The organism is Streptomyces sp. NPDC048331 (assembly GCF_043201215.1).
Taxonomy (GTDB): Bacteria; Actinomycetota; Actinomycetes; order Streptomycetales; family Streptomycetaceae; genus Streptomyces.
Genome location: NZ_JBICYT010000010.1, coordinates 201904 through 225537 on the forward strand (window position 1 = coordinate 201904; position 23634 = coordinate 225537).

Annotated in this window: 29 protein-coding genes, 1 tRNA gene and 1 pseudogene; 13 read left to right on the forward strand and 18 right to left on the reverse strand. The window is 70.3% G+C overall.

The features are described from left to right. Positions 1-90 precede the first annotated feature (90 nt). Entirely contained in the window at positions 91-1008 is a 918-nt protein-coding gene (locus ACGFYY_RS17390; protein ID WP_393710236.1) for a Yip1 family protein, read from the forward strand. An 86-nt stretch (positions 1009-1094) separates the two neighbouring features. On the opposite strand, the gene ACGFYY_RS17395 is transcribed toward ACGFYY_RS17390, so the two are convergent. Together ACGFYY_RS17395 and dcd are read right to left on the reverse strand one after the other, a co-directional pair. Then, positions 1095-1592 (reverse strand): phosphoribosyltransferase, encoded by a 498-nt coding sequence (locus ACGFYY_RS17395; RefSeq protein WP_030009869.1) that lies wholly within the window; start codon positions 1590-1592, stop codon positions 1095-1097. Continuing rightward, positions 1589-2176 (reverse strand): dCTP deaminase, encoded by a 588-nt coding sequence (gene dcd, locus ACGFYY_RS17400; protein WP_030383736.1) that lies wholly within the window; start codon positions 2174-2176, stop codon positions 1589-1591. Before dcd ends, ACGFYY_RS17395 begins: the two co-directional genes overlap by 4 nt. 458 nt (positions 2177-2634) lie before the next feature. Here dcd and ACGFYY_RS17405 point away from each other — a divergent pair. Further along, positions 2635-2708 (forward strand) — tRNA-Gly (locus ACGFYY_RS17405). Positions 2709-2759: 51 nt separating this feature from the next. Here ACGFYY_RS17405 and ACGFYY_RS17410 read toward each other — a convergent pair. Further along, on the reverse strand, positions 2760-3590 hold the full coding sequence (locus ACGFYY_RS17410; protein ID WP_393710239.1) for a tyrosine-type recombinase/integrase: 831 nt from the start codon (positions 3588-3590) through the stop codon (positions 2760-2762). A gap of 263 nt (positions 3591-3853) precedes the next feature. Between ACGFYY_RS17410 and ACGFYY_RS17415 the strand changes: the two genes are divergently transcribed. Further along, complete coding sequence (locus tag ACGFYY_RS17415) at positions 3854-6415, forward strand: DNA translocase FtsK (RefSeq protein WP_393710241.1); 2562 nt, start codon at positions 3854-3856, stop codon at positions 6413-6415. A gap of 184 nt (positions 6416-6599) precedes the next feature. On the opposite strand, the gene ACGFYY_RS17420 is transcribed toward ACGFYY_RS17415, so the two are convergent. From ACGFYY_RS17420 to ACGFYY_RS17440, 5 genes are all read right to left on the reverse strand, one after another. Further along, on the reverse strand, positions 6600-6725 hold the full coding sequence (locus ACGFYY_RS17420; RefSeq protein WP_393710243.1) for a hypothetical protein: 126 nt from the start codon (positions 6723-6725) through the stop codon (positions 6600-6602). After that, a complete protein-coding gene (locus ACGFYY_RS17425) occupies positions 6716-6958 on the reverse strand; it encodes a hypothetical protein (RefSeq protein WP_393710245.1) in 243 nt (80 codons plus the stop codon). Before ACGFYY_RS17425 ends, ACGFYY_RS17420 begins: the two co-directional genes overlap by 10 nt. Before the next feature lie 283 nt (positions 6959-7241). Further along, on the reverse strand, positions 7242-7520 hold the full coding sequence (locus ACGFYY_RS17430) for a hypothetical protein (protein WP_393710247.1): 279 nt from the start codon (positions 7518-7520) through the stop codon (positions 7242-7244). Further along, on the reverse strand, positions 7517-7885 hold the full coding sequence (locus tag ACGFYY_RS17435) for a hypothetical protein (RefSeq protein ID WP_393710249.1): 369 nt from the start codon (positions 7883-7885) through the stop codon (positions 7517-7519). The genes ACGFYY_RS17430 and ACGFYY_RS17435 overlap by 4 nt, the downstream gene beginning before the upstream one ends. Beyond that, positions 7882-8148 carry a hypothetical protein gene (locus ACGFYY_RS17440; protein ID WP_393710251.1) on the reverse strand — a complete coding sequence of 89 codons (267 nt, stop codon included), beginning with the start codon at positions 8146-8148 and terminating at the stop codon, positions 7882-7884. Before ACGFYY_RS17440 ends, ACGFYY_RS17435 begins: the two co-directional genes overlap by 4 nt. 121 nt (positions 8149-8269) lie before the next feature. On the opposite strand from ACGFYY_RS17440, the gene ACGFYY_RS17445 reads away from it, so the two are divergent. From ACGFYY_RS17445 to ACGFYY_RS17455, 3 genes are all read left to right on the forward strand, one after another. Beyond that, on the forward strand, positions 8270-8413 hold the full coding sequence (locus ACGFYY_RS17445; RefSeq protein WP_393710319.1) for an RHS repeat domain-containing protein: 144 nt from the start codon (positions 8270-8272) through the stop codon (positions 8411-8413). 504 nt (positions 8414-8917) lie between these two features. After that, positions 8918-9220 (forward strand): hypothetical protein, encoded by a 303-nt coding sequence (locus tag ACGFYY_RS17450; RefSeq protein WP_365276230.1) that lies wholly within the window; start codon positions 8918-8920, stop codon positions 9218-9220. Beyond that, on the forward strand, positions 9217-9921 hold the full coding sequence (locus tag ACGFYY_RS17455; protein WP_393710253.1) for a restriction endonuclease: 705 nt from the start codon (positions 9217-9219) through the stop codon (positions 9919-9921). Before ACGFYY_RS17450 ends, ACGFYY_RS17455 begins: the two co-directional genes overlap by 4 nt. Before the next feature lie 114 nt (positions 9922-10035). Here the strand turns inward: ACGFYY_RS17455 and ACGFYY_RS17460 are convergent, their stop codons facing one another. The 3 genes from ACGFYY_RS17460 to ACGFYY_RS17470 form a co-directional block, all read right to left on the reverse strand. Then, positions 10036-10479, reverse strand: a complete 444-nt coding sequence (locus ACGFYY_RS17460) for a hypothetical protein (RefSeq protein WP_393710255.1) — start codon at positions 10477-10479, stop codon at positions 10036-10038. 211 nt (positions 10480-10690) lie between these two features. Continuing rightward, complete coding sequence (locus ACGFYY_RS17465) at positions 10691-11125, reverse strand: NUDIX domain-containing protein (RefSeq protein WP_393710257.1); 435 nt, start codon at positions 11123-11125, stop codon at positions 10691-10693. Between the two features lie 29 nt (positions 11126-11154). Continuing rightward, positions 11155-11577 (reverse strand): SDR family oxidoreductase, encoded by a 423-nt coding sequence (locus ACGFYY_RS17470; RefSeq protein WP_393710259.1) that lies wholly within the window; start codon positions 11575-11577, stop codon positions 11155-11157. Between ACGFYY_RS17470 and ACGFYY_RS17475 the strand changes: the two genes are divergently transcribed. Next, on the forward strand, positions 11543-11971 hold the full coding sequence (locus ACGFYY_RS17475) for a hypothetical protein (RefSeq protein WP_393710261.1): 429 nt from the start codon (positions 11543-11545) through the stop codon (positions 11969-11971). The genes ACGFYY_RS17470 and ACGFYY_RS17475 overlap by 35 nt on opposite strands. Positions 11972-12177: 206 nt before the next feature. Here ACGFYY_RS17475 and ACGFYY_RS17480 read toward each other — a convergent pair whose 3' ends face one another. Together ACGFYY_RS17480 and ACGFYY_RS17485 are read right to left on the reverse strand one after the other, a co-directional pair. Continuing rightward, positions 12178-12372, reverse strand: coding sequence for a DUF6243 family protein (locus tag ACGFYY_RS17480; protein ID WP_393710263.1), 195 nt, complete (start codon positions 12370-12372; stop codon positions 12178-12180). A 214-nt stretch (positions 12373-12586) separates the two neighbouring features. Continuing rightward, complete coding sequence (locus ACGFYY_RS17485; protein ID WP_365276246.1) at positions 12587-13222, reverse strand: TetR/AcrR family transcriptional regulator; 636 nt, start codon at positions 13220-13222, stop codon at positions 12587-12589. A 126-nt stretch (positions 13223-13348) separates the two neighbouring features. On the opposite strand from ACGFYY_RS17485, the gene ACGFYY_RS17490 reads away from it, so the two are divergent. Beyond that, positions 13349-14287: an alpha/beta fold hydrolase gene (locus ACGFYY_RS17490; RefSeq protein WP_393710266.1), complete on the forward strand. Its 939-nt coding sequence runs from the start codon at positions 13349-13351 to the stop codon at positions 14285-14287. A gap of 80 nt (positions 14288-14367) precedes the next feature. Here the strand turns inward: ACGFYY_RS17490 and ACGFYY_RS17495 are convergent. Both ACGFYY_RS17495 and ACGFYY_RS17500 read right to left on the reverse strand, forming a co-directional pair. Then, positions 14368-14565 (reverse strand): annotated as a pseudogene (locus tag ACGFYY_RS17495) (response regulator transcription factor); the annotation flags it as partial. A gap of 303 nt (positions 14566-14868) precedes the next feature. Further along, a complete protein-coding gene (locus ACGFYY_RS17500) occupies positions 14869-15540 on the reverse strand; it encodes a TetR/AcrR family transcriptional regulator (protein ID WP_393710268.1) in 672 nt (223 codons plus the stop codon). Positions 15541-15623: 83 nt separating this feature from the next. Here ACGFYY_RS17500 and ACGFYY_RS17505 point away from each other — a divergent pair, with 83 nt between their 5' ends. Beyond that, positions 15624-17255 (forward strand): FAD-dependent monooxygenase, encoded by a 1632-nt coding sequence (locus ACGFYY_RS17505; RefSeq protein ID WP_393710321.1) that lies wholly within the window; start codon positions 15624-15626, stop codon positions 17253-17255. A 109-nt stretch (positions 17256-17364) separates the two neighbouring features. Beyond that, positions 17365-18345 carry a CAP domain-containing protein gene (locus tag ACGFYY_RS17510; protein WP_393710270.1) on the forward strand — a complete coding sequence of 327 codons (981 nt, stop codon included), beginning with the start codon at positions 17365-17367 and terminating at the stop codon, positions 18343-18345. 29 nt (positions 18346-18374) lie between these two features. On the opposite strand, the gene ACGFYY_RS17515 is transcribed toward ACGFYY_RS17510, so the two are convergent. Continuing rightward, positions 18375-19754, reverse strand: a complete 1380-nt coding sequence (locus ACGFYY_RS17515) for a VWA domain-containing protein (RefSeq protein ID WP_393710272.1) — start codon at positions 19752-19754, stop codon at positions 18375-18377. A gap of 202 nt (positions 19755-19956) precedes the next feature. On the opposite strand from ACGFYY_RS17515, the gene ACGFYY_RS17520 reads away from it, so the two are divergent. Continuing rightward, positions 19957-20421 carry a DUF1772 domain-containing protein gene (locus ACGFYY_RS17520; RefSeq protein WP_365276257.1) on the forward strand — a complete coding sequence of 155 codons (465 nt, stop codon included), beginning with the start codon at positions 19957-19959 and terminating at the stop codon, positions 20419-20421. Here the strand turns inward: ACGFYY_RS17520 and ACGFYY_RS17525 are convergent. Beyond that, positions 20380-21030, reverse strand: coding sequence for a TetR/AcrR family transcriptional regulator (locus tag ACGFYY_RS17525; RefSeq protein WP_393710275.1), 651 nt, complete (start codon positions 21028-21030; stop codon positions 20380-20382). The two genes, ACGFYY_RS17520 and ACGFYY_RS17525, sit on opposite strands and share 42 nt — an antisense overlap. Before the next feature lie 48 nt (positions 21031-21078). On the opposite strand from ACGFYY_RS17525, the gene ACGFYY_RS17530 reads away from it, so the two are divergent. Together ACGFYY_RS17530 and ACGFYY_RS17535 are read left to right on the forward strand one after the other, a co-directional pair. Beyond that, entirely contained in the window at positions 21079-21954 is an 876-nt protein-coding gene (locus tag ACGFYY_RS17530) for an alpha/beta fold hydrolase (RefSeq protein ID WP_393710277.1), read from the forward strand. 18 nt (positions 21955-21972) lie between these two features. Next, complete coding sequence (locus tag ACGFYY_RS17535; RefSeq protein ID WP_393710279.1) at positions 21973-23223, forward strand: glycosyltransferase; 1251 nt, start codon at positions 21973-21975, stop codon at positions 23221-23223. Here ACGFYY_RS17535 and ACGFYY_RS17540 read toward each other — a convergent pair. Beyond that, the gene (locus ACGFYY_RS17540; protein WP_393710281.1) at positions 23213-23632 is read right to left on the reverse strand and encodes a helix-turn-helix domain-containing protein; all 420 of its coding nucleotides are present in this window, start codon (positions 23630-23632) and stop codon (positions 23213-23215) included. The genes ACGFYY_RS17535 and ACGFYY_RS17540 overlap by 11 nt on opposite strands. Positions 23633-23634: the final 2 nt, after the last annotated feature.

The window sequence follows — 23634 nt, forward strand, 5'->3', positions numbered from 1 at the left end:
CCCCTAAGGGATGTCACAGGTCAGCCGCAAAGGGTGCCTGTTCCGGCTGCCCGTCCACCGATGCTCGCCGGACCAGGTACGTTCGATCACGTGGCTGGATTCAGGATCGGACGCGGCAGGGACAACAACCGCTCTCCGCAACAACCCCCGCAGCAGCAGCAGTCGTACGGTCAGCAGCAACCGCCGCCGTACGGCCGCCCGCCCTACCCTCCCGTCGGCGGCCCGCCACCGCAGCAGCAGTGGCCGCAGCCGGGCGCCGGAGGTCACGGCGAGCCGGAGTACTTCGACCCGTACGGGCAGCAGCAGCCGCAGGCGCAGCAGCCCCCGTACGGCCACGGGGGTCACGGGGGCGGTGGGGGCTACACCAACGACAACCCGGGGCACACCCAGGTCTTCGCCGTCGGCGAGGACCCGTACGGCCAGGGCGCGACCTACCAGGCGGGTGCGGCCTCGGCGGCGCCGTCCGGACCGCGGCTGCCGTGGAAGGAGCTGCTCCGCGGCATCGTGACGCGCCCCGGGCAGACCTTCCTCCAGATGCGCGACTACGCGGTCTGGGGTCCCGCGCTGATCGTGACCTTCCTCTACGGGCTGCTCGCGGTCTTCGGCCTCGACGACGCCCGCGAGGACGTCATCAATGCGACCGTGCCGAAGGCCATCCCGATCGTCCTGTCCGCCGGTGTGGCCTTCGTCATCTGCGGCCTGATCCTGGGCGCGGTCACGCACACGCTGGCCCGCCAGCTGGGCGGCGACGGCTCGTGGCAGCCGACGGTGGGCCTGTCCATGCTGGTCATGTCCATCACGGACGCGCCGCGCCTGCTGTTCGCCGTGTTCCTCGGCGGCGACAACATGGTCGTCCAGGTACTGGGCTGGGCCACCTGGGTGGCGGCGGGAGCCCTGTTCACCTCACTGGTGAGCAAGTCGCACGACCTGCCGTGGCCGAAGGCCCTGGGCGCGTCCGCGATCCAGCTGGTCGCCCTGCTGTCGATCATCAAGCTGGGCACGATCTAGCCCGCACCCCGCACACCTCGCACCCGCACACGAAGGGCCCGCCGCGCATCGCGCGCGGCGGGCCCTTCGCATACTGCTGTCGTCCGTCAGGCGTCGAGGACCTGGCCCTCACGCTTGACGACGGGCGGCTCGACCGACCACGGGAAGTTGATCCACTCGTCGGTCTTCTTCCACACGTACTCGCACTTCACGAGGGAGTGGGACTTCTCGTAGACGACGGCGGAGCGCACCTCGGCGACGTGGCCCAGGCAGAAGTCGTGGACGAGCTTCAGCGTCTTGCCGGTGTCGGCCACGTCATCGGCGATGAGGACCTTCTTGTCGGTGAAGTCGATCGCCTCGGGCACGGGGGCCAGCATGACCGGCATCTCCAGCGTGGTCCCGACGCCGGTGTAGAACTCCACGTTCACCAGGTGGATGTTCTTGCAGTCGAGCGCGTACGCCAGGCCGCCGGCGACGAACACCCCGCCGCGGGCGATGCTCAGGATGATGTCGGGCTCGTAGCCGTCGTCGGCGATCGTCTGCGCCAGCTCGCGGACGGCACGCCCGAAACCGTCGTAGGTCAGGTTCTCGCGTACGTCGCTCATGCCTCGTGCCTCACCTGGGTGCGGTGGAAGTTCTGGAAGGAGCGCGAGGCGGTCGGCCCGCGCTGCCCCTGGTACCTGGATCCGTAGCGCTCACTGCCGTACGGGAACTCGGCGGGCGAGCTGAGCCGGAACATGCAGAGCTGCCCGATCTTCATGCCCGGCCAGAGCTTGATCGGCAGGGTGGCGAGGTTCGACAGCTCCAGGGTCACGTGCCCCGAGAACCCGGGGTCGATGAACCCGGCGGTCGAATGCGTCACCAGGCCGAGGCGGCCCAGGCTGGACTTCCCCTCCAGTCTGGAGGCGATGTCGTCGGGGAGCGAGATGACCTCGTAGGTCGAGGCGAGCACGAACTCACCGGGGTGGAGGATGAACGCCTCGTCACCCTCCGGCTCGACCATGCGGGTCAGGTCCGGCTGCTCGGTCGCCGGATCGATGTGGGCGTAGCGGTGGTTCTCGAACACCCGGAAGAACCGGTCGAGACGTACATCGATGCTGGAGGGCTGCACCATCGATTCCTCGAACGGGTCGATGCGAACCCGTCCGCTGTCGATCTCGGCCCGGATGTCTTTGTCAGAGAGAAGCACGTCCCGAGGATACGCAGAGCGCGCGGGCCACCCCCAATCGAGAGCGACCACCCGCGCGCCCGCCCGGCGACTACCGCTTCGCGCCGCCCACCGGCACCGCGTGCCGCAACCGCGCGCACCGCGGACACCGCAGCAGCCGCCCGGGCCCGATCCGGCCGGCACCGAGGTGCTGCAGCGGGAAGGAGGCGGTACTGAAAACGTGCCCTTCGGCACAACGGACGACGGTGTGCTCCATCGAGTCCCTTTCCCCAACGAGCCGTACTGCGACGAATCGCCACATTAGGGGATGTTCGGCACCCACTCCAGCCGCCGCTCCGCGTCACACGGTACGCCCCAACTCCCGCACCCACACGTCCCGGTGTACGCCACACGCGACAACGACCCCGCGGCAAATACGCCGGGGGTCGATCATGGGGTAGAGTGAGCAAAGCCAGGGATCCAGGCAACTGGCCCGCTGTGCGGATGTGGTTTAATGGTAGAACATGAGCTTCCCAAGCTTATAGCGCGGGTTCGATTCCCGTCATCCGCTCCATGACAAAGCCCCAGGTCATCGACCTGGGGCTTTTGTGTTGCCTAGACCTCTCTACCCCTCACGTGCCAGATCCGTGCCAGATGCCTTGGCACGCATGGCCTGCACCCGCGCATCGATCCCCGCGGCGACTTCGCGCTGACGCTCAAGGTTGGAGTGCTGGTAGATCATCGCTGCCTTCTCCGAGGACTGGCCGGCCCGCACCATCGTGTCCTTGAGCGTCGCCCCGGACTGCGTCGAGAGCGTGTGCCCGGTGTGACGAAGGTCGTAGAGCGTGAACCCGTCGGGCAGTCCCACTTTCTTCCGGGCCTTCTTCCACTTCCGTCCAAAGGTCGTCCGCCGAAAGGGCCCGCCCCGCTCCCCCACGAAGAGCAGCCCGTCCGGCTTTTGCTCCGCGTACAGATACATGTGGGGCTTGAGATCACCCTTCATGAAGTCCGGCAGGACGATGAACCGCTTACCCGCCTCGGACTTGGTCTCGCCCGGCGCCCGCTTCCCCGTGTTCAGCTCGGGCTCGGCGGACCGCACCCAGACACCGATGTTCGCCAGGTCGACGTCATGCCGCCGCAGGGCCGCTTGCTCCTCAGGCCGGGCGGGACCGTAAGCCGCGATGTAGACGAGCAGCCGCCAGCGCCGACCCAGCTCCCGGGCGAGTGCATCACGACCGCAGCCGAACCCGCGCCATCGTCCTCGCCGACCTCGGCGGCGTCCGCCTCCGCCGAGGCGGCGTCGACGGCACCAAAGCCACCTGGCGCGACTTCCTCGACTGCGCCGATACAGCGGAGTCCCGGAAGCCCAGGAGCTCCGCGAGCGGGCGCTCCACGTCGTGAGCTGAGGCCACCCGCCGCATCTGACTGCCCTACGGGACCAGGTGTAGCCCATCATGATGACAGCTGCCGGTGCAGCTCATCGGCGGTCTCCTGCAGCCCGCGTTTCACGACCCGTTGAAACGCGTAAGCCGCGGAGTTGAAAGCCCCATCTCCCATCGGCCTGCATAGCGGTCTGAGCCGCCCTGACCCGGGGGCCGGCTCAGGGCCTTCCTCGTTGCATAGGCCGGTGCGACCGTAGGATCGTTCCACCCGCATTCCCCGCCCGTGAGGCATGGGACGGGGGCGTGTACAGGCTGTCGGCTGCTGGTGGAGGGCGTGATGCAGTTGAGCCAGATCGGTGGGCGTTACCGCCTGATCGAGGTCGTAGGCGCGGGCGGCATGGGGGAGGTGTGGCGTGCCCACGACCATCGTTTGGGCCGGGACGTCGCGGTGAAGACATTGACTGCCGCACGCGGCGGTCTGGACCCCACCACTAGAGCTCGCTTCGAGCGCGAGGCGAAAGCGGTAGCCCGGCTCGACAGCCTGCACATCGTGACCATCCACGATGTCGGCGATGTCGAGATCGATGGAGCCCAAACCCCGTACATCGTCATGGAACTGCTGCGTGGGCAGCCGCTGGATCGAGTCATCGCCCACGGCAGGCCAGCCATCGACGACGTCACCAAATGGGCCGATCAGATCTGCACCGCCCTATCGGCAGCTCACGCCGAGGCCGTGGTGCATCGCGATATCAAACCAGCCAACATCATGATCGCCCAGAGCGGCTTCGTGAAGGTTCTCGATTTCGGCATTGCCGCCTTCCTGGACAACACAACACCCCATACGACGCTCACCGAGATGGGGGCCGTGCTCGGCACTCCTGCGTACATGTCGCCCGAGCAGGCGCAGGCTTCTCCCATCGATCACCGCAGTGACTTGTACTCGCTGGGCTGCGTCCTCTACCACCTCATCACCGGGCGCCCGCCCTTCAGCGCCGCCAGCCGAATCTCCATGCTCGTCAAGCACGTAACTGAGCAACCAGTGCCGCCGAGCTGGTGCGTTCCGCACCTGCCTGTCCATTGGGACGAGTTGGTGATGGCTCTGCTCGCGAAGGATCCACGGGGCCGCCCGCAAGGCGCAGATGAGGTGCGAGCTCTCCTGCGTTCGGTCACCCATGCGTGTCCAGAGGTGGTCGGCAGGCCTGTCGCCCGGAGGAAACTTGTCAGTCGTCTGCGGGACAGGTGGTTGGGGACACCCGCGTTGCCACCTCCGTCAGCGCATCCGCTCAAACTGCCGACGGCCAACCCACTTCATGGCACCGCCGTGGCGACTCGTCCATTGCCTGCCGCCGCCCCGCCTCGACCCCAACAGCCTCCGATATTGCCTGATCGGGGTCTTACAGAGTCCGACGCCACCTCGACGTCCACGCGTGGGGACATCACGTACGCTCTGCCCTCGCTGGACCTGCTGAAGCTCGGCGGCTCCCGAAGGCATCGCAGCGCCGCCAACGACGCGGCCATCAAAGCGCTGACGACGGTCTTCACGGAGTTTAAAGTCGACGCGCGGGTTACCGCCTTCACTCTGGGGCCAACGGTCACCCGGTACGAGGTCGAGCTGGGCCCAGCCGTGAAGGTCGAGAAGATCACCGCCCTGACCAGAAACATCGCCTACGCCGTGGCCTCGCCGGACGTCCGGATCATCAGCCCGATCCCGGGCAAGTCCGCGATCGGCATCGAGATCCCTAATAGCGATCGCGAGATGGTCAACCTGGGGGATGTGCTGCGGCTCGCGGACGCGGCCGGTGACGACCACCCGCTGCTGGTGGCGCTCGGCAAGGACGTCGAGGGCGGCTACGTGATGGCCAACCTCGCCAAGATGCCGCACGTGCTCATCGCAGGGGCGGCCGGATCCGGCAAATCCTCCTGCATCAACTGCCTGATCACCTCCGTCATGGCCCGCGCCACCCCCGAAGACGTCCGGATGGTCCTCATCGACCCCAAGCGGGTCGAATTCACACCCTACGACAGCATTCCGCACCTGATCACGCCAATCATCACCAACCCCAAGCGGGCCGCCGAGGCGCTTCAGTGGGTCGTGCGCGAGATGGACCTGCGCTACGACGACCTCGCCGCCTTCGGCTACCGGCACATCGACGACTTCAACCAGGCCATCCGGGACGGCAAGATCAAACTGCCGCCGGGCAGCGAGCGGGAGCTCAGCCCCTACCCGTACCTACTGGTGATCGTCGACGAGCTGGCCGACCTGATGATGGTGGCCCCGCGCGACGTCGAGGACTCCATCGTCCGGATCACCCAGCTGGCCCGCGCGGCCGGCATCCACCTGGTGCTCGCCACCCAGCGGCCCTCGGTCGACGTGGTCACCGGTCTGATCAAGGCGAACGTGCCCTCGCGCCTCGCCTTCGCCACCTCCTCGCTCGCCGACAGCCGGGTCATCCTCGACCAGCCGGGCGCCGAGAAGCTGATCGGCAAGGGCGACGGGCTGTTCCTGCCGATGGGCGCCAACAAGCCGGTCCGCCTCCAGGGCGCCTTCGTCACCGAGGACGAGATCGCCGGCATCGTCCAGCACTGCAAGGACCAGATGGCGCCCGTCTTCCGGGACGACGTCACCGTCGGGCAGAAGCAGAAGAAGGAGATCGACGAGGACATCGGCGACGACCTGGACCTGCTGTGCCAGGCGGCGGAGCTGGTGGTCTCCACGCAGTTCGGGTCCACCTCGATGCTCCAGCGCAAGCTGCGGGTGGGATTCGCGAAGGCCGGGCGGCTCATGGACCTCATGGAGTCGCGGGGCATCGTCGGCCCGAGCGAGGGCTCGAAGGCGCGCGACGTCCTGTTCCGGCCAGACGAATTGCGAACAGCACTCTCGGTGATTCGCGGGAAGTAGGAGCAAAGTCGTTTGGGGGCAACCCTTACGAGTTCGAATCTCGTACCCTCCGCCGCCAGGAAGGCCCGGACCGGTTCACCGGTCCGGGCCTTCCGCGCCATTCGTGGCAATGCCTGCCGAGACTGCGTCCGCCCGGTTCATCCGCTGGGCTAGGGTGGAACGGCTGAAGCCACCCGCCTCGCGGTCAGATCAGCGCGCGGGCCCTGCGCTCCCAGTCCGCGATTCGGGTCATCACGCCACTCACCTGCTTGACCGCGGCCGTGAGGTCCCGGCCCGGCGCCCGCAGCTCCCGGCTCATCTTCACAGCCATCGCATACCCACCTCAACCTCGCCGAACACGCCGACCACCTCGTGGGTGGACTCGGCGGTACTGATCATCTGCTCCAGGAAGCTGGTCGGCGAACCGATGCGTTGCTCGGGCGGCATCGCCTCGATGACATCGAACGCCGTCTGGACCGCCGCGTCCATCTCCACCATCTGCCCGGCGAAACGCGGGCACGATTCCCGGAGACCGGAGGCCGGCTCGGTCATCGCCTTGGCCAAAGCACCAAGTGATCGCCCGATGCCCCTTCCACCAGAATCGTCTCCCCGGGTGGATACTGCCGCGGGGAACCGATACTCAGCAGTTCCTCCCCGGCCGCCCCCGACAGGCTGCCTAGGAAGCGGCCGGGCTGCCGCTCCCTGATGTCATACGTACTGCGCTGTGCTGTCCCCTGAATCGCGCGCTCCATATCCCACCTCGTGGTCGAATCCGAGTGCGGATTCGAGCGGAAAGAGCTCGCAGACCCGGGCCTTCCACGTTGTCCAACTCCGCCAGGATCGTTGGTCAGAGCAGGTGCGGCGGCGGCACGACCAAGACCACGGCGAGGAGGCGCGGCCTCATCCGAGGGAGCGCCTGGGTCTCGAACCATCCACCGGAGGGGAGCGTGTGGCGGCGTGCAGTACCGGGGGTGGGGTCGCCGAGTTCGGACGGGTCGATGCCGAGGTTCGCAAGTTCGACGATCTGGTCCGCGACGGCCTTCACCTCATCGCGGACGGCCTTCGGGTAGCCCACATCGTCCTCGGCGTGGAAGGCGTACTCCCACACCCAACGGTCGTCGGTCACCGGGCGGCCCCACCGGCGGTACGGACGCCCGCCTCGGCAGCAGCCTCGTTGCGGATGCGGCTGATCTCCGCGGCGATGACTCGCGCCTCGCCGAGGTTGGTGACCTCTCCGGCAGAGGACTCAAGTGCGCGGAGCCGGGCGGCGGTCTCCGGGTACCGGGCGATGGCCACCTCGACGGCCCATGCCTCGGTGAAGGTGCGTAGGGGCACGGCGGACACCTCGGCGCGGGCGCGAGCGGTGCTGGACGCGCGATCGCGGTCGAAGTCGGTGAGGAGGTGAGGGGCGACCTGAGCGAGGGCCGCTCGGATTGCCTCGGGATGGACAGGCGGCTGCGGGATGGCGGACGGCTGGGGCGCAGTGCTCATGCGGCTTCGGTCCTCTCCTCCTGGTCCAGTTCGCCCGCTTGGTATGCGTTGGCGAGGGTGGTGACGTGCTGGCGGGACCAGCCGACGCGGCGGCCTACCGCTGCCTTCTGCCCGTAGCGGTCGGCGGAGCCGATGCGGCCCGCCGTGCGATTGAGGTGTCCTTGCGCCCGCGCGAGGGCCTGCTCGGCCCGACGGACGGCCTTGAGGGCGTCGTCCAGGTCCGCTTTCTCGTCGCCGGTCAGGGGGTCGCTCGCAGCTCTCACAACACGAGCATAAACCGTCACCTTCCCTTGACGCTATGAAGCTCAGACGTCGCCCACGACGTCAGCGATCGGGCGCCGCACCCTCCCTGCGGCGGTCACGCCGCTGCTGGAACGCTGACACATCCCCCGCTATCAGTACGACAGTGCCGGGCGCGTGATCAGCCGTACCGATGCGCTGGGCGCAACCTGCCTCCAGGAATACGACGAGGCGGGGCGGATCACCCGGTCGATCCGTCCCGACGGCCGCACCGCGGGTACCGAGTAGTGCCGAGTGATTCCCAAGCTTATAGCGCGGGTTCGATTCCCGTCATCCGCTCTTGAACGAAGGCCCAGGTCAACGACCTGGGCCTTCGTCGTTGCCTAGACCTCTCGACTCTTGCCACACCCTCCCGCGCGCCCCAACTCACTCGAACGCCCTGGCCGGAAGCTCTTCAGCGCACCACGCGCACCGCGCAGGCAGACTCCGTCTCGAATGGCGAGACGCATTCCACGGGACCGGCGTCACGGTCAGGTATGGATTCGCGGCTTCGCCACCTCAAAGACGGCGATCAACCACCATCCCAGAAGGGCCCGTTGACGGAGTCGGCCCGGAGGTCCGCCCGAAGCGCGGGGCGCAGGAGCGGGTCACACCTGACCCGGACGACACCGGCCAGCGATTCAACAGATGATCACAAATAGCGACCGAGCAGTGACCTGTTGTCAGTGGTGGGTGCTTTCATGAGTCGGTTACGCAGGGAGTCGTAACGCGACTGGTGAGGGGGATGCAGCTGTGCCCTGGATCAAGGACTACGTGCGCTCGGACGGCACACCGGTAAAGGGACATGTCCGGCTGCCGGCCGGCGCACGACGCGAGACCACACTGCTGGGCCTCTTCGTGATCGGAGCGTTCATCCTCGGCAACGGCGGCACCACGGCGGGGGCGGGTTCCGGAGCCGGGCAGGAGTTACCCCGGCCGCAGTCGACGGTGATCTACCCGATCAAGTGGCCGGCCTGGGAGAAGCAGACACAGCCCCAACCGACACCCACTGTCTCCTACCCCATCGTCTTCCCGAGCTCGGGAAGCGGACGGTGACCCGGCGCCCGCCCGCGAGGCGCCGCAGGCGCTGTGGCACCACGCGCCGCAGCAAGCACTCCAGCTCCGAAGGCCTGGTCTTCCTCGGGCTCGTCGGCCTCGTGGCCATCAGCCTCATCGCGGCGATCCTGAACTGGCTGGCCACCCACCCATGGGTCGTAGCCCTCCTGCTCCTGGCCGCAGCCGGTGCAGGCGGCTTCTGGATACGGCGACGACAGGAGGCAGCCCGCTGGGAACAGGTACGGGCCCAGGGCCTGCGCTACGCCGTCGAGCACCTCGACAGCCTCCACCACAACGACTTCGAGTTCGCCGTGCGGGACCTCATGCACCGCGACGGCTGCGCCGACGCCCAGAAGGTCGGCGGGCGGGGTGACAACGGCGCCGACGTGAAGGCCACCGACCCCTTTGGCCGCCGCTGGGTGATCCAGTGCAAGCATCGCAAAGCCGGCTGGTCCGGATCCGCGGTCGGCACCCCGGACCTCCAGGTCCTCAACGGCACAGGCCGCCAGATACACGGCGGCGACGTTCTGGTCATGCTCACCAACGGCCGCTTCTCCGGCCCCGCCCTCGACTTCGCCAAGTCCCAACGTCTGCACCTGGTCGACCGCAAGCTCCTCGCCGAATGGGCGAGCGGCTCCCGCCCTCTGTGGGAACTCCTTCGCGCCGTCCCGCCACCTCGAAAGCCACCATCACTGTCCTGACCCCCCGAGAAGGGCCCGGCCATCCCCTGGACCGCAGGCACAGGAGCCACGCCGGTGGGGTGGGTGCATCGTGGGGCGCCGACCCCACCGTTGCGAGTTACTGCGCCCGTGCGATCAGTCCAGGCCGAGGGTTTCGAGGTGAGCGAGGAAGGCCGCGACCAACCGAGGGCGTGTGACATCGGGGACCGGCTCGTCCGGGGCATCTTCCTCGATGCCCCACTCGGTGTTGAAGGTAACGATCTCGTTCTGAGGCACGACCTGGTCCCGGAGCCAGATGACGAAGTTCGCCGCTTCTTGTGCTGTGCAGTTCTTCACCGCCACCCCCTCCGGGGACAGCAGTGCGAAGCCCTCCAATTCCTCTTCGCCCAAGGTGACCCCGAACTGCAGGCCGACGTTGCGCACTGGGCCGGTGTGGCCTTCGTCGACCTGCAGGAAGGCTTCCGGGTCCCCTGCAAGCAGGTGGGCCCTGAAGCTGTCGAAGGTGAGACCCCAGGTTTCTCCGCCAATGGGTGTGAAGACGTACATCGTGCGGAGTTCGGCAAGGTCGGACGGGTTCACGCGGGTGCTCCTTGGCGTGGAGAAGCGGATCAGGGAACGTAGCGGGCGGTGGTTCCTGGGCCGGTGCCAGGTGCGATGGGGACTTCGTATTCGGGGTAGCCGGCCACGCGCAGCTGATGGGCCACAGAGCCCGAGGGCCGCCACCATCACTGGCGGCGGCCATGTTCGCCCGGGAGCACAGCAGGTTTTCCCCGAAGCGCGCCCGGATCGTTCAGTGACTGGCCAGGGCGAGAGTCCCGGCGCTGATGGCGCCCCGCAGGACGTGGGCGATCTCTTCGGGCTTGAGGTCGATGCCGTCGAGCCCCTCCACGGTCAGCGGGATCTGCTCCAGCGCGTACGCGCCGCGGCCCTCGGTGCTGAACTCGGGACCGGTGCGGTCCTCGAAGGACCAGGTCGCGATGCGGGCGAGGTAGAAGAGCTGGCGCTCGTCGTCGGACTCCAAGGTGTGCAGGAGCCGGACGATGTCGGCCTTCCCGGCGATCTCCTCGTGGATCTCCCGGTGGAGGGCGGCCTCCCGGGATTCGTCGCCGGGCTCGACGCCGCCGCCGGGGAGCACCCAGTACTCGGGAATGTCGGGCTTGCTGCGGCGGATGACCAGCATCGTGTCGTCGGCGGTGACGAGGACGGCGCGGACTCGTTCCTTCATGTCGGTCTGTCTCCTTGCTCGTTGGGGTCTCAGTGCAGCAGCCGGCCGCCGTCGACGTGGACGGATCGCCCAGCGATGAACGACACGGAGGGGGCCACCAGGAACACCACCAGGGCCGCGGCGTCTTCGGGCCGGCCACGGCGAGGGACGCACTGCCGCTCGATCTGCTCCTCCGGGCGCGCTCGGTGCTGGGCGGGGATGGTGTTCTCGGGCTCGACCTGGTGGCGCCGGGCAGGACGGTGTCGACGCCCTGGGGCCGAGCGGCGAGGACACCGGCCCGCACCAGTTCCCGAGCATCCTGGAACGCAAGCTCTTCCCCACCGTCCCCGAGACCCATGGTGAACACCTTCTACCAAGTGTCCCCGCAGGCGGTCGGGTTGGAGCGGATCCAGGACAGGTTCACTACCGAAGGAGTGCGTGCCGCGCAGGCCCGGCACCCCGTGGGCCGTCACCGCCGCGTTCGGCCTGCCCTACGGCCGTAACGCCTACACGCTGCCTTCGCCCGGCACCCTCGGCACCGTCCTGTCCGACACCGCGCTCGGCGTCCTGGCCGGGGCAGCCGTGCCGGCCGGGGCCGCGGCCGTCGCGGTCACCCTCGGCGCACTGCTGCGCCGGCCGATGCGCACCTTCCTCGCCGGGATGCTGCTGCTCGTCCTGGTGGTCCGCACCTCCGCCGCCTCGGGGCTGGGCGCCTGGCTCCCTGGCGGCGCGCCGGCCGACCTCGTCGGCTTCGGTGCGGTGGACGGGGCCCGGGACCACTTCTGGATCTCCACCGACCCCTCCACGGCCGGCGTGGCCGCTCGGGCGGGGCTGCGTTCCGAGCGCGCGCCACGGCCCGTCGACTGACGGCATGCGTGTGGGTGCGGGGGAGGTCGTACCACGCCGTGCCCGTCGGAACGGCGGGGCACCGGATCCGTTGTCGGCAGTGGCGCAGGTTCGATCCGCGTCTTCCGCTACGGAGAACAGGCCCAGGTCGGCGACCTGGGCCTGCTTCGTCGTCCCTAGCTCTTCGGACCCGTGGCCGCGACCCGGGCGGGTCCGGCAGCGGTGCGTCAGCTCTGGTCGGTGTTCTCGGCCGCGGCGGCCTTCTCGCGCATCTTGCGCACCAGCTCGGCCTTCTGGTCGGCGGCGTTCTTGCGGTCGAGGTTGCGGTGCGGACCGTTGTTCTGCCGTTCGGCGCGGGACAGCTTCTTGCGCTGGCCGCCGCCCTGGCCGACGGGGTTGTTGATGTTCTTGCTGTCGGTCATGGGTTCTCCCGGTGGTGATGTGAAGTGATCTACGGATTCGTCGGTGGGGGACGGGAGCGGCGACATCGGTGGACGTCGGCGGGGGCCCGTCACGCTCTCACTCGTGAATCGGCGTATGGAAGAACATGTCGAAGACGGTACCCGTTCCCGTCGGCCCCGCACACCAGGCTCCGAGCCCCGAGGCCGGGTGCTCGTGGCGCCCCGCCACCGCGCGTCAGGTCGGGTCCGTTCCCGCCCCTGAGGTGTCGGCCGGCGTGAAGATCCGGTCCAGGTGGTGGCGGAGCACCGCGGCGGCCGACTCCGCGCTCCGCTGCCCCACGAGGATGCTGGTCCCCATGGCCGCCGCCATCGCGAGCAGGCTGATCGCCTCTGTGCGGGCGTCGACGCCGGGGCCGGCCGAGCCCTCCGCCTGGGCCCGCTCGAGCAGCTCGGTCAGGGCGTTCTCGGCGGCGACCGGGTCGTCGACGAACGGCTGGGCGGCCGGCGTCCCGTCGGTGACCGACAGGATCGCGTAGGAGCTGTACAGCAGGTGGAAGGTACGGCTCTCCTCGTCGGTCGGCAGCGAGGCCCGCAGTAGCGCCTCCACCGTGGCCCGCGGGCCCGGTCGCGGGCCCGCGGCGGCCAGGTGGGCGCCCGTCCGCGCGGTGAAGCCGTCGGTCAGGCGCCGGAGGCAGTGGAACAGCAGCCGCCCCTTGGTCTCGAAGTAGTACTGCACGAGTCGCAGTGACACCCCGGCCTCCGCGGCCACGTCCCGCATGCCGACCGCGTGCAGCCCCCGCCGCCCCGCGACCCGGATGAGCGCGTCGGCGATCTGGGCGCGCCGCTCCTCGTGATCCACGCGCTTCGGCATGTTCCCGTCTTCCCGCCCGTCGGTGGTGGGTTCGTCGTCCGCTCCAGGGGCCCTTCATGGTACCGCCGTACCATGAACATGATACGGTCGTACCACGAAGAATCGATCTTCCCAGGAGGTGCCGCCGTGCCCGAGAACACGACCCGCGTACGCCGCGATGTGGGCCGCTACGTCAGCGACTCCCTGCGCGACCGCTACTTCGCCGCCGCCGACGCCCTCTACGCCATGGGCGCCCCGATCCGTTCCGAGACGGACGTCGAGACCAGCTTCGGCACCACCCACGTCTACCGGTACGGCCCCGCCGACCCCGCCGCCGAGTCCCGCACGCCGGTGGTGCTGATCCACGGCGCGGGCTACAGCTCGGCGATGTGGTACCCCAACACCCCTGCCCTCAGCGGCGAACGCCCCGTCTACGCGCTCGACACCCCGGGCGACGCCAACCGCAGCGTCCACCGCGAGCCCATGTGGCAGCCCGAACGCGCCGCGCAGTGGATGGACGAGGCCCTCGACGCGCTCGGCCTCGACCGGGTCCACCTCGTCGGCTCCTCCTACGGCGGCTGGCTGGTGCTCAACCAGGCGCACCGGCGCCCCGAACGGCTCGCCTCGGTCACCGCCCTGGACCCCGGCGGCCTGGAGAAGGTGGGCCTGCGCTTCTTCGCCTGGGTGTTCGTGAGCCTCTTCGCCAGCTTCGCCCCCAAGGCCCTGCGCCCCCGGCTCGCCCAGTGGTTGGAGCAGCCCGTCATCTCCGTCCCCGAGCTGCGCACCTGGGTCCAGGCGGGCGCCCGCGCCTACCGGATCCGTCGACCCGCGCCCCGCCCCTTGGCCGAGGACGCGCTGCGCTCGATCCGCACGCCCCTCTACGTGATCATGGGCAAGCGGAGTCTGCTCGTGCACCCGCATCGGCAACTGGAGCGCGTACCGAGGCTCGTCCCCGGCGCCCGCGCCGAGATCATCGCCGCGACGGGTCACGGCCCGCAGATCGACCACCCCGACGTCGTCAACGCCCGCATGCTGTCCTTCATGGAGGACATCGACTCCCTCGACCCCGCCGCGATCGACATCTAGGGCACCGGGGAATCCGGGGGATCCGGGGGATCCGGGGGCCTCAGGTCACGTCGGTGACGTCGGTGACGTCCAGGGACGGCTCATCCTGGCTCACGGTCTCCCGGCGCCACGAGCCCTGACTCGTACGCCACGATCACGAGCTGCGCCCGGTCACGTACCGCCAACTTCCCCATGATCCGGCTCACATGGGTCTTCGCGGTGAGGGGACTCAGGGCCGGCGCGTCGGCGATCTCCGTGTTGTGCAGGCCCCGGGCCACGAGGGTGAGGACTCGCCTCTCCGCCGGGCAGCTCCTCCTGGAGTCGGGCCACGCGTGTCGAGTCCGCTCCCGACGGCAGGTAGTCCGCCGGCCGGTCACGCTGTACGTCCGCGAGCTTGCCCGCGAAGGATCCGGCGACGGCGATCGCGATCACCCACAGCACCACCACCGCCCACGGAACCGCCTTGCCGCTTCCGTTTCCTGCCGTTCGCCGTGTCTGCCCCATCTCGGGACCCTCCGCATGGACTCAGCCCGGTGGCCCCGACTGCCCGCCCGGTCGCCTCTCCATCGTCCCGGCCCCGAAGGGCCGTGCGAGGCGTTCCGTCAGAGCCCCGCGGGGAGGGCACGCTCCAGCGCGTCGAACGCACCGTGCACACGCGCCCGGTGGTCGTCGACCACGTCGGCCGCGCACTCGCCCGCGAGCAGCCGCCGGGCCGTGGCGACGTAGACGGCTCGGTACGCGGCGACGGTCAGGGCCGCCGCGAGGCGGGGGCCGGGGCCGTCCCCACCAGGGGCGGTCTCGGCCATCACGTCCCCGAGCGCCCGCTCCACCTCCTCGACACCTTCGCGCGCCCTGGCCCGCAGGGCGGGGGAGCCCAGCACGATGCGCCAGAAGTACGGGAAGTCGTCGCTCACCGCCGCCAGCGGATGGCGCTGGTCCAGGAGGTGGAGCAGCAGGGCGCGCAGAGCGGCCGAGGGGGACTCGCCGGCCGGGCGGTCCCGCACCGCGGCGGTGAACAGCTCGACGGCTTCGGGGATCCGGTCCAGGAAGAGGTCTTCCTTCCGGGGGAAGTGGTTGAAGACCGTCATCGTGGATACATGGGCGGCCTCGGCGACCTCCGCCACGGTCACCTGGTCGAAGCCCCGAGCCGCGAACAGCATCGTCGCCTCGTCGGAGATCCGCTGCCGCGTCTCGCGCTTCTTGCGTTCCCGCAGGGTCAACGCCCGCTCGTCCCCGCGCTGTCCGGAACGAGGCCTCTCAGTTTCCTCCGCCACGGAGAACACTATAGCGACTACAAATTTTTAGTGACTACAGTGAAATTATGAATCTCACGAACGGCACGCACCTCACGAACGGCATGAGCTCCACGGATTCCACGAACGCCCACTGTGACGTGGTGGTGGCCGGAGGCGGCCCGGTCGGACTGATGCTCGCCTGCGAGCTCAGGCTCGGTGGCGCGAGCGTGATGGTCGTCGAGCGCCGCACCGAGGTGGACGGGACCGTGAAGGCGGGGTCGATCAACACGTCGACCGCCGAGGCCTTCTACCGGCGCGGGATGCTGCCCGCGCTGGCCGAGGTACAGCAGCGCTCCGTCGAGCGGTTCCAGGCCTTCGTACGCGAACGACAGGCGCCCGGAGCGGACGGAGGGAACGGAGGGAACGGAAGGCCTCCTCGCGCACCCTCCCGCTTCGCCGGGCACTTCGCCGGGATCATGCTGCGCGGGGAGCTGGTGGACACGACCGACCCGGACCTCCTGGACGCCGGCCCCGCCCACGCCGTCGGCCTCGTACCGCAGCAGGAGATCGAGCGGCTGCTCGCCGAGCGCGCCCGCGAGCTCGGCGTCGAGGTGCGCGTCGGCACCGAGGTCACGGGATTCGACGCGCACGAGGGCGGCATCGAGGTCCGCGTGGCCCGGGTCGCCGACGGGACGGGCGAGAGCGTCCACGCACACTGGCTCGTGGGCTGCGACGGCGGCCGCAGCACGGTCCGCAAGCTCGCCGGGTTCACGTTCCCCGGTACGGATCCGCAGATCACCGGCCATCAGGCGCTCGTCGAGATGACCGGGTCCGAAGGCCTGCGGCCCGGGTGGAACCCGACGGACACCGGGATGTACGTGCACGGGCCGATGCCCGGCCGCATCCTCACGGTCGAGTTCGACGGGCCGCCGGCCGATCGGGAAGCGGAAGTCACCGCGCGGGAGCTGCAGGCGAGCCTGCGGCACGTCTCCGGGGCCGAGGTCACGATCGCCGAGGTGCACACCGCCACCCGCTTCACCGACCACGCACGCCAGGCCGCCGACTACCGCGCGGGCCGGGTCCTCCTGGCGGGCGACGCCGCACACGTCCACTCACCGTTCGGCGGCCAGGGACTGAACCTCGGCCTCGGGGACGCGATGAACCTCGGCTGGAAACTCGCCGCGGTCGTCCGCGGCCGAGCGCCGGAAGGGCTGCTGGACTCGTACACGGCCGAACGGCACCCGATCGGAGCATGGGTACTCGGATGGACCCGGGCACAGATCGCGTTGATGCGGCCGGAAGCACCGGCCCGCGCCCTGCGCGATGTGGTCGCCGAGCTGGCCGGGTCCGTCGCCGGCACCACGTACTTCGCCAAGAAGATCTCCGGGGTCTCGCACCGGTACGTCCTTCCCGGCGACCATCCGCTGGTCGGCCGCAGCGCTCCGGATCTCGAACTGGCCGACGGGACGCGCCTCGCGGACCTGCTCCACGACGGGCGGGCGCTGCTGCTCGATCTCGCGGACTCCGCGGCGCTGAGGGTGCGCGCCGAGGGGTACGACGAGCGCGTGCGCGTCGTCACCGCCACCTGCCCCGGCAGGCCGGAGCCGGCCGGGCTGCTCGTCCGCCCGGACGGGATCGTCGCCTGGGCCGCCGACGCCGGGGACGGGTCGGACGGGTCGGAGGGGCCGGACGGGCTCGCCGACGCCCTGTCGCGCTGGTTCGGGGACCCGTCGGGCGAGGCGCGGAGCAAGTGAGGAACCCTGTCGGCCGGCACATTCCCGCGAGAAAGGTGTTATCGCCGAGGCCCTCGTGAGTCTCCTCAAGTGTCAGGCCAGGTGGGGCCGTCACCTTCGAGGAGATGCGATGCAGTTTCACGACGATGAGTTCACCTACGGCGCGGACGTGACCGCGGACACGGACGTGGAGGTGGAGGTGAACGGTGCCGGCTCCCGGGCGGAACGGCGCGGCCGGGCGCGCGCCGCGGGCAGGGCGGCCGGCGGTCACCGCAAGGGCCGTCGTCGGGCTCCCCTGATGGCGGCGGCCGCCGTGGTGCTGCTGGCCGGGGTCGGGAGTGCCTACGCCCTCATATCCGACGAGGCTCCGGAACGCACGGCGGCGACCGGCTCCCCCTCGGCGCTCGCCGGCCGGCCGGAGGCGGTGGACGGCCTGTCGAGCGACCCGGCGTCCCCCACCGGCGCGGCCGATGCGACGGCCGGCCCGGAGGGCACCGCGTCGGCCTCCGCTTCCGCATCGGCCTCGGCATCGGCGTCCGCCTCGGCGCCGGGGTCGGCGCCCGCGCCCGGCGCGCAGTCCAAGGACGGGGAGCGGCGTTCCGGAGCCCCCGCCACGGAACGCGCGCCCAAGCCCAGCACCCCGCCCACGCGCGGCACCTCGGGGAGCGGTCCGACGGGGCCGGACCCCAAGGTGCCCGGCCCCCGCACCACGACGCAGGACGTCGCGACGGCCCAGTCGCTGTCCCTGCAACTGCTCAACAACGAAAGGGCCGCTGTGGGCCGCCCTCCGCTCGCGCTCAAGCAGGACCTCAGCGCCTTCGCCCGTAAGTGGGCCGAGCACATGCGGAACAACGGCTTCGCCCACTCCTCGTCGGACGACCGCGCCTACCTGAAGACGGGCTCGCGCACCTGGACCGGCGAGAACATCGTCTGGTTCAGCGATGCCTCGATGACCGCCCAGGAAGCCGCCGAGAAGTTCCAGTCGATGTGGCGCCACAGCTCCGGCCACTACAAGGCGCAGGTCAACCCGGACTTCACCGAGGTCGGCGTGGGCCTGTACCGCGACTCCTCGGGCTGGTGGGGCGTGCACAACTTCTCCGACGGCAAGTGACGCGGCCCGGAAGACAGCCAGGACAGGCCCTAGCGAAGCACCCCCGCCGCGCGGGCGGCCTCGAGCCAGTCCGGGAACTCGTTCATGAGGTGGTCGTAGAGATCCGCGTCCGAGCGCGCGGCCGGCTGCCGGCCGGCCGCGAAGAAGCCGGCGTTGTCGACCGTACGGCGGTCGAGGGTGTCCAGGCTGCGGAGGAAGCGGAGATCCCGGCTCGGTCCGAAGCCGACGAACTGCCAGAAGATCGGCAACGCGCTCGCCCGGCGCAGTAGTTCCCGGGTCGCCTTGCGGTCGAAGGGTTCTCCGTCGGTCTGGAAGACCACGAAGGCCGGATCGCGGGAGCCGGTGGCCTGGTAGTGCTCGATGACGGCCAGCATGGCCGGGGTGTAGCAGGTGCCGCCCCAGTCCAGCGGCGCGTGGAGCCGCTCGATCCGGCCGCGGTAGTTCTCCAGATTGAGGTCCGCCACCAGGTCGACGCCGTTGGAGAAGAACAGGAGCGGCACCGTGCCGTCGTCGTCGAGGTTGACCGAGAGCCCGAGGACCTGTTCGGCCAGCTGCTGCATGGTGCCGTCGCGGTAGAACCTGCTCATGCTCCCCGAGTGGTCCAGCACCAGGTAGACGGCGGCGCGTTGGCCCATGACGCCGCTCTTGGCCAGGGAGACCTGGGCGGCCTTGTAGAGGTTGACCAGCCCCGGCGCCGCCCGCCGGACCTTCTCCAGGCTCATGGCCGCCGCCGGAACGGGGGCGGGAACGGCGATGGGAACGGTGACGGGAACGGTGACGGTGACGGGAACGGCTGTCGGCACCGGGATCGGGACGGGTGCCGGGGCCGGGGCCGGCGCCTGGACGGGCATCGCCACCGGGGCCTCCGTCCCGACTGCCGCCGCCCGGGCCGGTGCCGCGTCGTCGACCACGATGCCGAAAGCGGTCGCCAGACCCGCCAGTCCCGTGTCCCAACCCTGGCCGACCGCCCGTACCTTCCACGCCCCTGCCCGACGGTAGAGCTCCACGAGGACGGCGACCGTCTCCCGATGCGTGAACGGCGGAGGCTCGAACCCGATCCGCACTCCCCCGCACTCGACCACCGCCCGCGGGGTGTCGGCAGCGCTGAAATGAGCGGCCGGAAGCATCGGGTCGATGCCCACCACGATCGCGATCCGGTCCACCGAGGCGGGCACCACCGGCAGGTCCACGACGATGGTCCGGCCGTCGAGGACCACGCCGTCCTGGGCCGGGTGGTTGTAGAAGACCAGGTCGTCGTCGCCGCGCACCCTGCCGTCCGGGGCGAGCAGCACGGCGCAGACGTCGGTCGCCGGTCCGGACGCGGTGGCGGTGGCGGTGACGGTGACGGTGATCGCGCAACGCGCCGTGGGGAGAGGCGCGTTACCGCCTTTGGAGAGCATGACGGACATGGGCGGCTTCCTTCCGGCGGGCCACTCGGACCTCAGCGGACACGTGCGCGGCCAGTCTTGCCGAGGCGGCGGTGATCCCGGGGCGGAACCCCGGAAGCGGTCGCGGGGAACCACCGCTCAGGGCGGCTCCGTCTCGTCGCACGAACGGCCGTACCCCCCCACCCCACCGCCGTGAGCGCCGACACGACCGGAGCCGACGAACATGCGTACACGCCTTCTGCTGGGCCTGGCCCTCCTCTCCACCGGACTCCTCGCCGGCGCGTTCGGGTACGGGGCGGCCAACCTCGTCCCCACCTTCAACGCGGTACCGGTCGACATACGACTGTCGTTCCACACCGAACTGATGAAGATGAACGGCATCACCATGCAGGCGGCGATGGCCGTCTCGATCGTCAGCTCACTGACCCTCGCCGCCCTGACGTCCGGCCGTACGAGGCTGCTCGCGGGCGGGGCCGGTCTGCTGGCCCTCACGTCCCTCCTGGTCACCCGCTTCGGCAACGTCCCGATCAACAGCCGGATCAAGGAGTGGGCGCACACCTCGGCGCCCGCCGATCACACGGAGATCCTGCGGCACTGGGAGATGTTCAACGACATCCGCACCGTCGCCGCCGTGATCGCGTTCGCGCTACTGATCTCCACCGCCCTGAGACCCCCGACCCACGACTGATCCGGCACCGGCATCGTTACCGGCACCGGACTGCGCCGCGCGGACGACGGCCACGGCCGCCCGGGACGCCGCCAGGACCGGATCGGTGCTCCGTGCGGCCCGGCCGAGCATGAACGCGCCCTCCAGCAGGGCGATCACCGAGCTCGCGGTCTCGTGCGCGGCGGGCTCGGCGATACCACCGGCGCGGTAGAAGGCGGCGAGGCCGTCCGTCCAGCTCGCGAAGACCTCGGCGGTGGCCAGACGCAGCGGCTCATGCGTGCCGGCCACCTCCAGAGCGACGGTGGCGAGGGGGCACGGGTCGGTGAAGTCCAGCTCGCTCAGGGTCTGCGCCGCGGCCGTGAACGCGTCGCCGGTGACCGTGGCCATGTCCGCGGCCCGCGAGGTGGGGAAGAGGTCGGCGATCAGTTCCAGGTAGGCAGCGCCCGACGTACGGATCACCTCCTCGCCGAGCTGCGCCTTGCCCCCGGGGAAGAAGTGGTAGGCCGAGCCGTACGGGGCGTCCGCAGCCGCCACGATCTGTTTCATGCCGCTGGCGGCGTAGCCCTGGCGCCGGAACAGCTCGGTCGCGGCGGTGACGATGCGCGCTCTGGTGTCGCCTGTGGTTCTCACACTCGCTAGTCTCTCACTAGATCGGTCTATCCAGTCGGAGGTAGCGCCTTGTCCGAGATCGAACTCAGCGCGGGAATCATCGACTTCACGGACACCGGAGGAGACGGCGAGGTCGTGGTGCTCGTCCACGGGCTCGGTTTCGACGAGTCGGTCTGGGACCAGGTGGTACGCGAACTGCGGGGCGCGTATCGGGTGGTGGTACCCGTCCTGCCGATCGGCAGCCACCGCCGGCCGATGCGGCCGGACGCCGACCTCTCGGCGCACGGGGTCGCCGCCCTCCTGGCCGAGTTCCTGGAGCGGCTCGACCTGCGCGACGTGACCCTGGTCCAGAACGACGCGGGCACGGCCCAACTCCTGGTGGGCGTGCGCGACGAACGCATCGGCCGTCTGGTCCTCACCTCGTGCGAGGCCCTGGAGAACTACCCGCCGGGCATCCAGGGCCGGACCTTGCACGCGGCCAGTCGGATCCCCGGCGGCCTGTTCCTGCTGTTGCAGTCCTTCCGCGTCCCCTTCCTCGTACGGATGGGGAGCTCGCTGGGCGGGATGGCGAAGCGACCGATCCCGTACGCGCTGGTCCGGCGCTGGTACCGGCCGCCGCTCACCCGGCGCGCGATCCGTCGGGACCTCGCCAAGTTCTGCCGTGGCATCCGGAAGGACACCTACCTACGGGCCGCGGCGAAGCTCGCGCACTTCGACCGCCCCGCGCTGGTCGCCTGGGGTGCCGAGGACCGCATGATGCCGCCGGCGACCGGCCGACGGCTCGCCGAACTGCTGCCGCGAGGCCGGTACGTGGAGATCCCCGAGGCGGGCACCCTCGTCCAACTCGACAACCCGGAGGCCCTCTGCGCGGAGCTGCGCCGCTTCATCCGCGAAAACCCCACGGAGGCCGCCCGCGGGCAGGAGGCAGAATCAACTCCAGGCTGACGAAAGAGGAGTTGCTGCATGCGTGTAGTGCTGGTGGCGTACGGGTCGCGCGGGGACATCGAGCCGATGCTCGGACTCGCCGGGCAGTTGCGGGATGCGGGCGCCGAGGTGCGGATGTGCGCGCCGCCCGATTTCGCCGAGCTGGTCGAGGGCTCCGGCGTCCCGATGACCCCGATCGGCCGCTCGCTGCGCGAGATGGTCAAGGGAGCGGTGACCGGGACGAAGCCGATGCCGGCGGAGGGGCTGCCGGAGCGGGCCGCCCGGATGGTGGCCACGACGTACGAGGCGGTCGCAGCGGCGGCCGAGGGGTGCGATGCGATGGTGGCGACCGGACTGTTCCCGGCGGCGGCCGGTGCGCGGTCGGTGGCCGAGAAGCTGGGCATTCCCTATGTGTTCGTGGCCTACTTCCCGACCTACCTGCCCTCCCCGCACCACCCGCCGTTCGCGCGGATGGGCCGCCCCTTCCCGCCGGAGGTGACGGACAACCGGGAGCTGTGGGACCTGGACGTCGAGAACCTGAACGCGCTGTTCGGCACGGGGCTCAACGCGCACCGGGCGACGGTGGGCCTGCCGCCCGTGGAGAACTTCCGCGACCACGTCCTGACCGACCGGCCGTGGCTGGCGGCGGACCCGACCCTGGCCCCGTGGCAGGAGCCCGCCGACCTGGACGTCGTACAGACCGGTGCGTGGCTACGGCCCGGCGGACTCCCGCTCCCCGCCGACCTGGAGGCCTTCCTCGACGCCGGCACGCCGCCGGTGTACGTGGGCTTCGGCAGCATCCCCGTACGCGACGCGCCGGACGTCGCCCGGGTGGCCGTCGAGGCCGTCCGCGCCCAGGGCCACCGCGTACTCCTCTCCGGCGGCTGGGCCGAACTGGCTCTGATCGACGACCAGGACGACTGCTTCCGCGTCGGCGAGGCCGACCATTCCACGCTGTTCCCGCGGGTGGCCGCCGTCGTGCACCACGGCGGCGCGGGCACCACGACCACGGCCGCCCGGGCCGGGACACCGCAGGTGGTGATACCGCAGATGGCGGACCAGCCGTACTGGGCCGGCCGGGTGGCCGAGCTGGGGATCGGCGCGGCGCACGAGGGCTCGGACCCGACCTTCGCCTCCTTGTCGGCCGCGCTCCGGACGGCCCTGGACCCGCGGACGCGGGCGGACGCGAAGGACGTGGCCGACCTCGTCCGCACGGACGGGGCAGCGGTGGCCGCCGCGCTGCTGCTCGACACCGCCGCCACCGCCGCTCTGTCGGGAGTCAGCCCGTGAGGGCCGGTACCGCCCGGATCCTGACCGGCTCGGCAGGACCTCGCGCCGTACGGGGATACGCGTCCGGAACCGTCCCCACCAGCTGGGCGAACCGGGCGCGGAAGATGCCCGGGGTCGCGCAGCCGACGGCCCGGCCGACCTCGGTCACCCCGAGGTCGCCGGCCCCCAGCAGTGCCGCCGCGCGCTGGATGCGGCGCGCCGTCAGATAGGCGTACGGGGATTCCCCGTAGGCGAGCCGGAACTGGCGGCCGAGGTGCCCGGCCGCCATGTCCGCGGCGCGGGCGAGCGCCTCGACGTCCAGCGGACGCGCGTACTCCCGGTCGATCCGGTCCCGGACGCGGCGCAGCCGCGCCAGGTCCTTCAGGTGCGATGCCTCGATCAGTGCCTGTCGCCACGCGGGATGACACATGA

What these genes read in the sequence shown, in the direction of transcription:
- ACGFYY_RS17395 (WP_030009869.1), bottom strand. Translation starts at nt 1,592, where the DNA reads ATGAGCGACGTACGCGAGAACCTGACCTACGACGGTTTCGGGCGTGCC.
- ACGFYY_RS17410 (WP_393710239.1), bottom strand. Translation starts at nt 3,590, where the DNA reads ATGATGGGCTACACCTGGTCCCGTAGGGCAGTCAGATGCGGCGGGTGG.
- ACGFYY_RS17415 (WP_393710241.1), top strand. Translation starts at nt 3,854, where the DNA reads ATGCAGTTGAGCCAGATCGGTGGGCGTTACCGCCTGATCGAGGTCGTA.
- ACGFYY_RS17420 (WP_393710243.1), bottom strand. Translation starts at nt 6,725, where the DNA reads ATGGCTGTGAAGATGAGCCGGGAGCTGCGGGCGCCGGGCCGGGACCTC.
- ACGFYY_RS17435 (WP_393710249.1), bottom strand. Translation starts at nt 7,885, where the DNA reads ATGAGCACTGCGCCCCAGCCGTCCGCCATCCCGCAGCCGCCTGTCCAT.
- ACGFYY_RS17465 (WP_393710257.1), bottom strand. Translation starts at nt 11,125, where the DNA reads ATGAAGGAACGAGTCCGCGCCGTCCTCGTCACCGCCGACGACACGATG.
- ACGFYY_RS17480 (WP_393710263.1), bottom strand. Translation starts at nt 12,372, where the DNA reads ATGACCGACAGCAAGAACATCAACAACCCCGTCGGCCAGGGCGGCGGC.
- ACGFYY_RS17485 (WP_365276246.1), bottom strand. Translation starts at nt 13,222, where the DNA reads ATGCCGAAGCGCGTGGATCACGAGGAGCGGCGCGCCCAGATCGCCGAC.
- ACGFYY_RS17505 (WP_393710321.1), top strand. Translation starts at nt 15,624, where the DNA reads ATGAGCTCCACGGATTCCACGAACGCCCACTGTGACGTGGTGGTGGCC.
- ACGFYY_RS17510 (WP_393710270.1), top strand. Translation starts at nt 17,365, where the DNA reads ATGCAGTTTCACGACGATGAGTTCACCTACGGCGCGGACGTGACCGCG.
- ACGFYY_RS17515 (WP_393710272.1), bottom strand. Translation starts at nt 19,754, where the DNA reads ATGTCCGTCATGCTCTCCAAAGGCGGTAACGCGCCTCTCCCCACGGCG.
- ACGFYY_RS17520 (WP_365276257.1), top strand. Translation starts at nt 19,957, where the DNA reads ATGCGTACACGCCTTCTGCTGGGCCTGGCCCTCCTCTCCACCGGACTC.
- ACGFYY_RS17535 (WP_393710279.1), top strand. Translation starts at nt 21,973, where the DNA reads ATGCGTGTAGTGCTGGTGGCGTACGGGTCGCGCGGGGACATCGAGCCG.
- ACGFYY_RS17540 (WP_393710281.1), bottom strand. Translation starts at nt 23,632, where the DNA reads ATGTGTCATCCCGCGTGGCGACAGGCACTGATCGAGGCATCGCACCTG.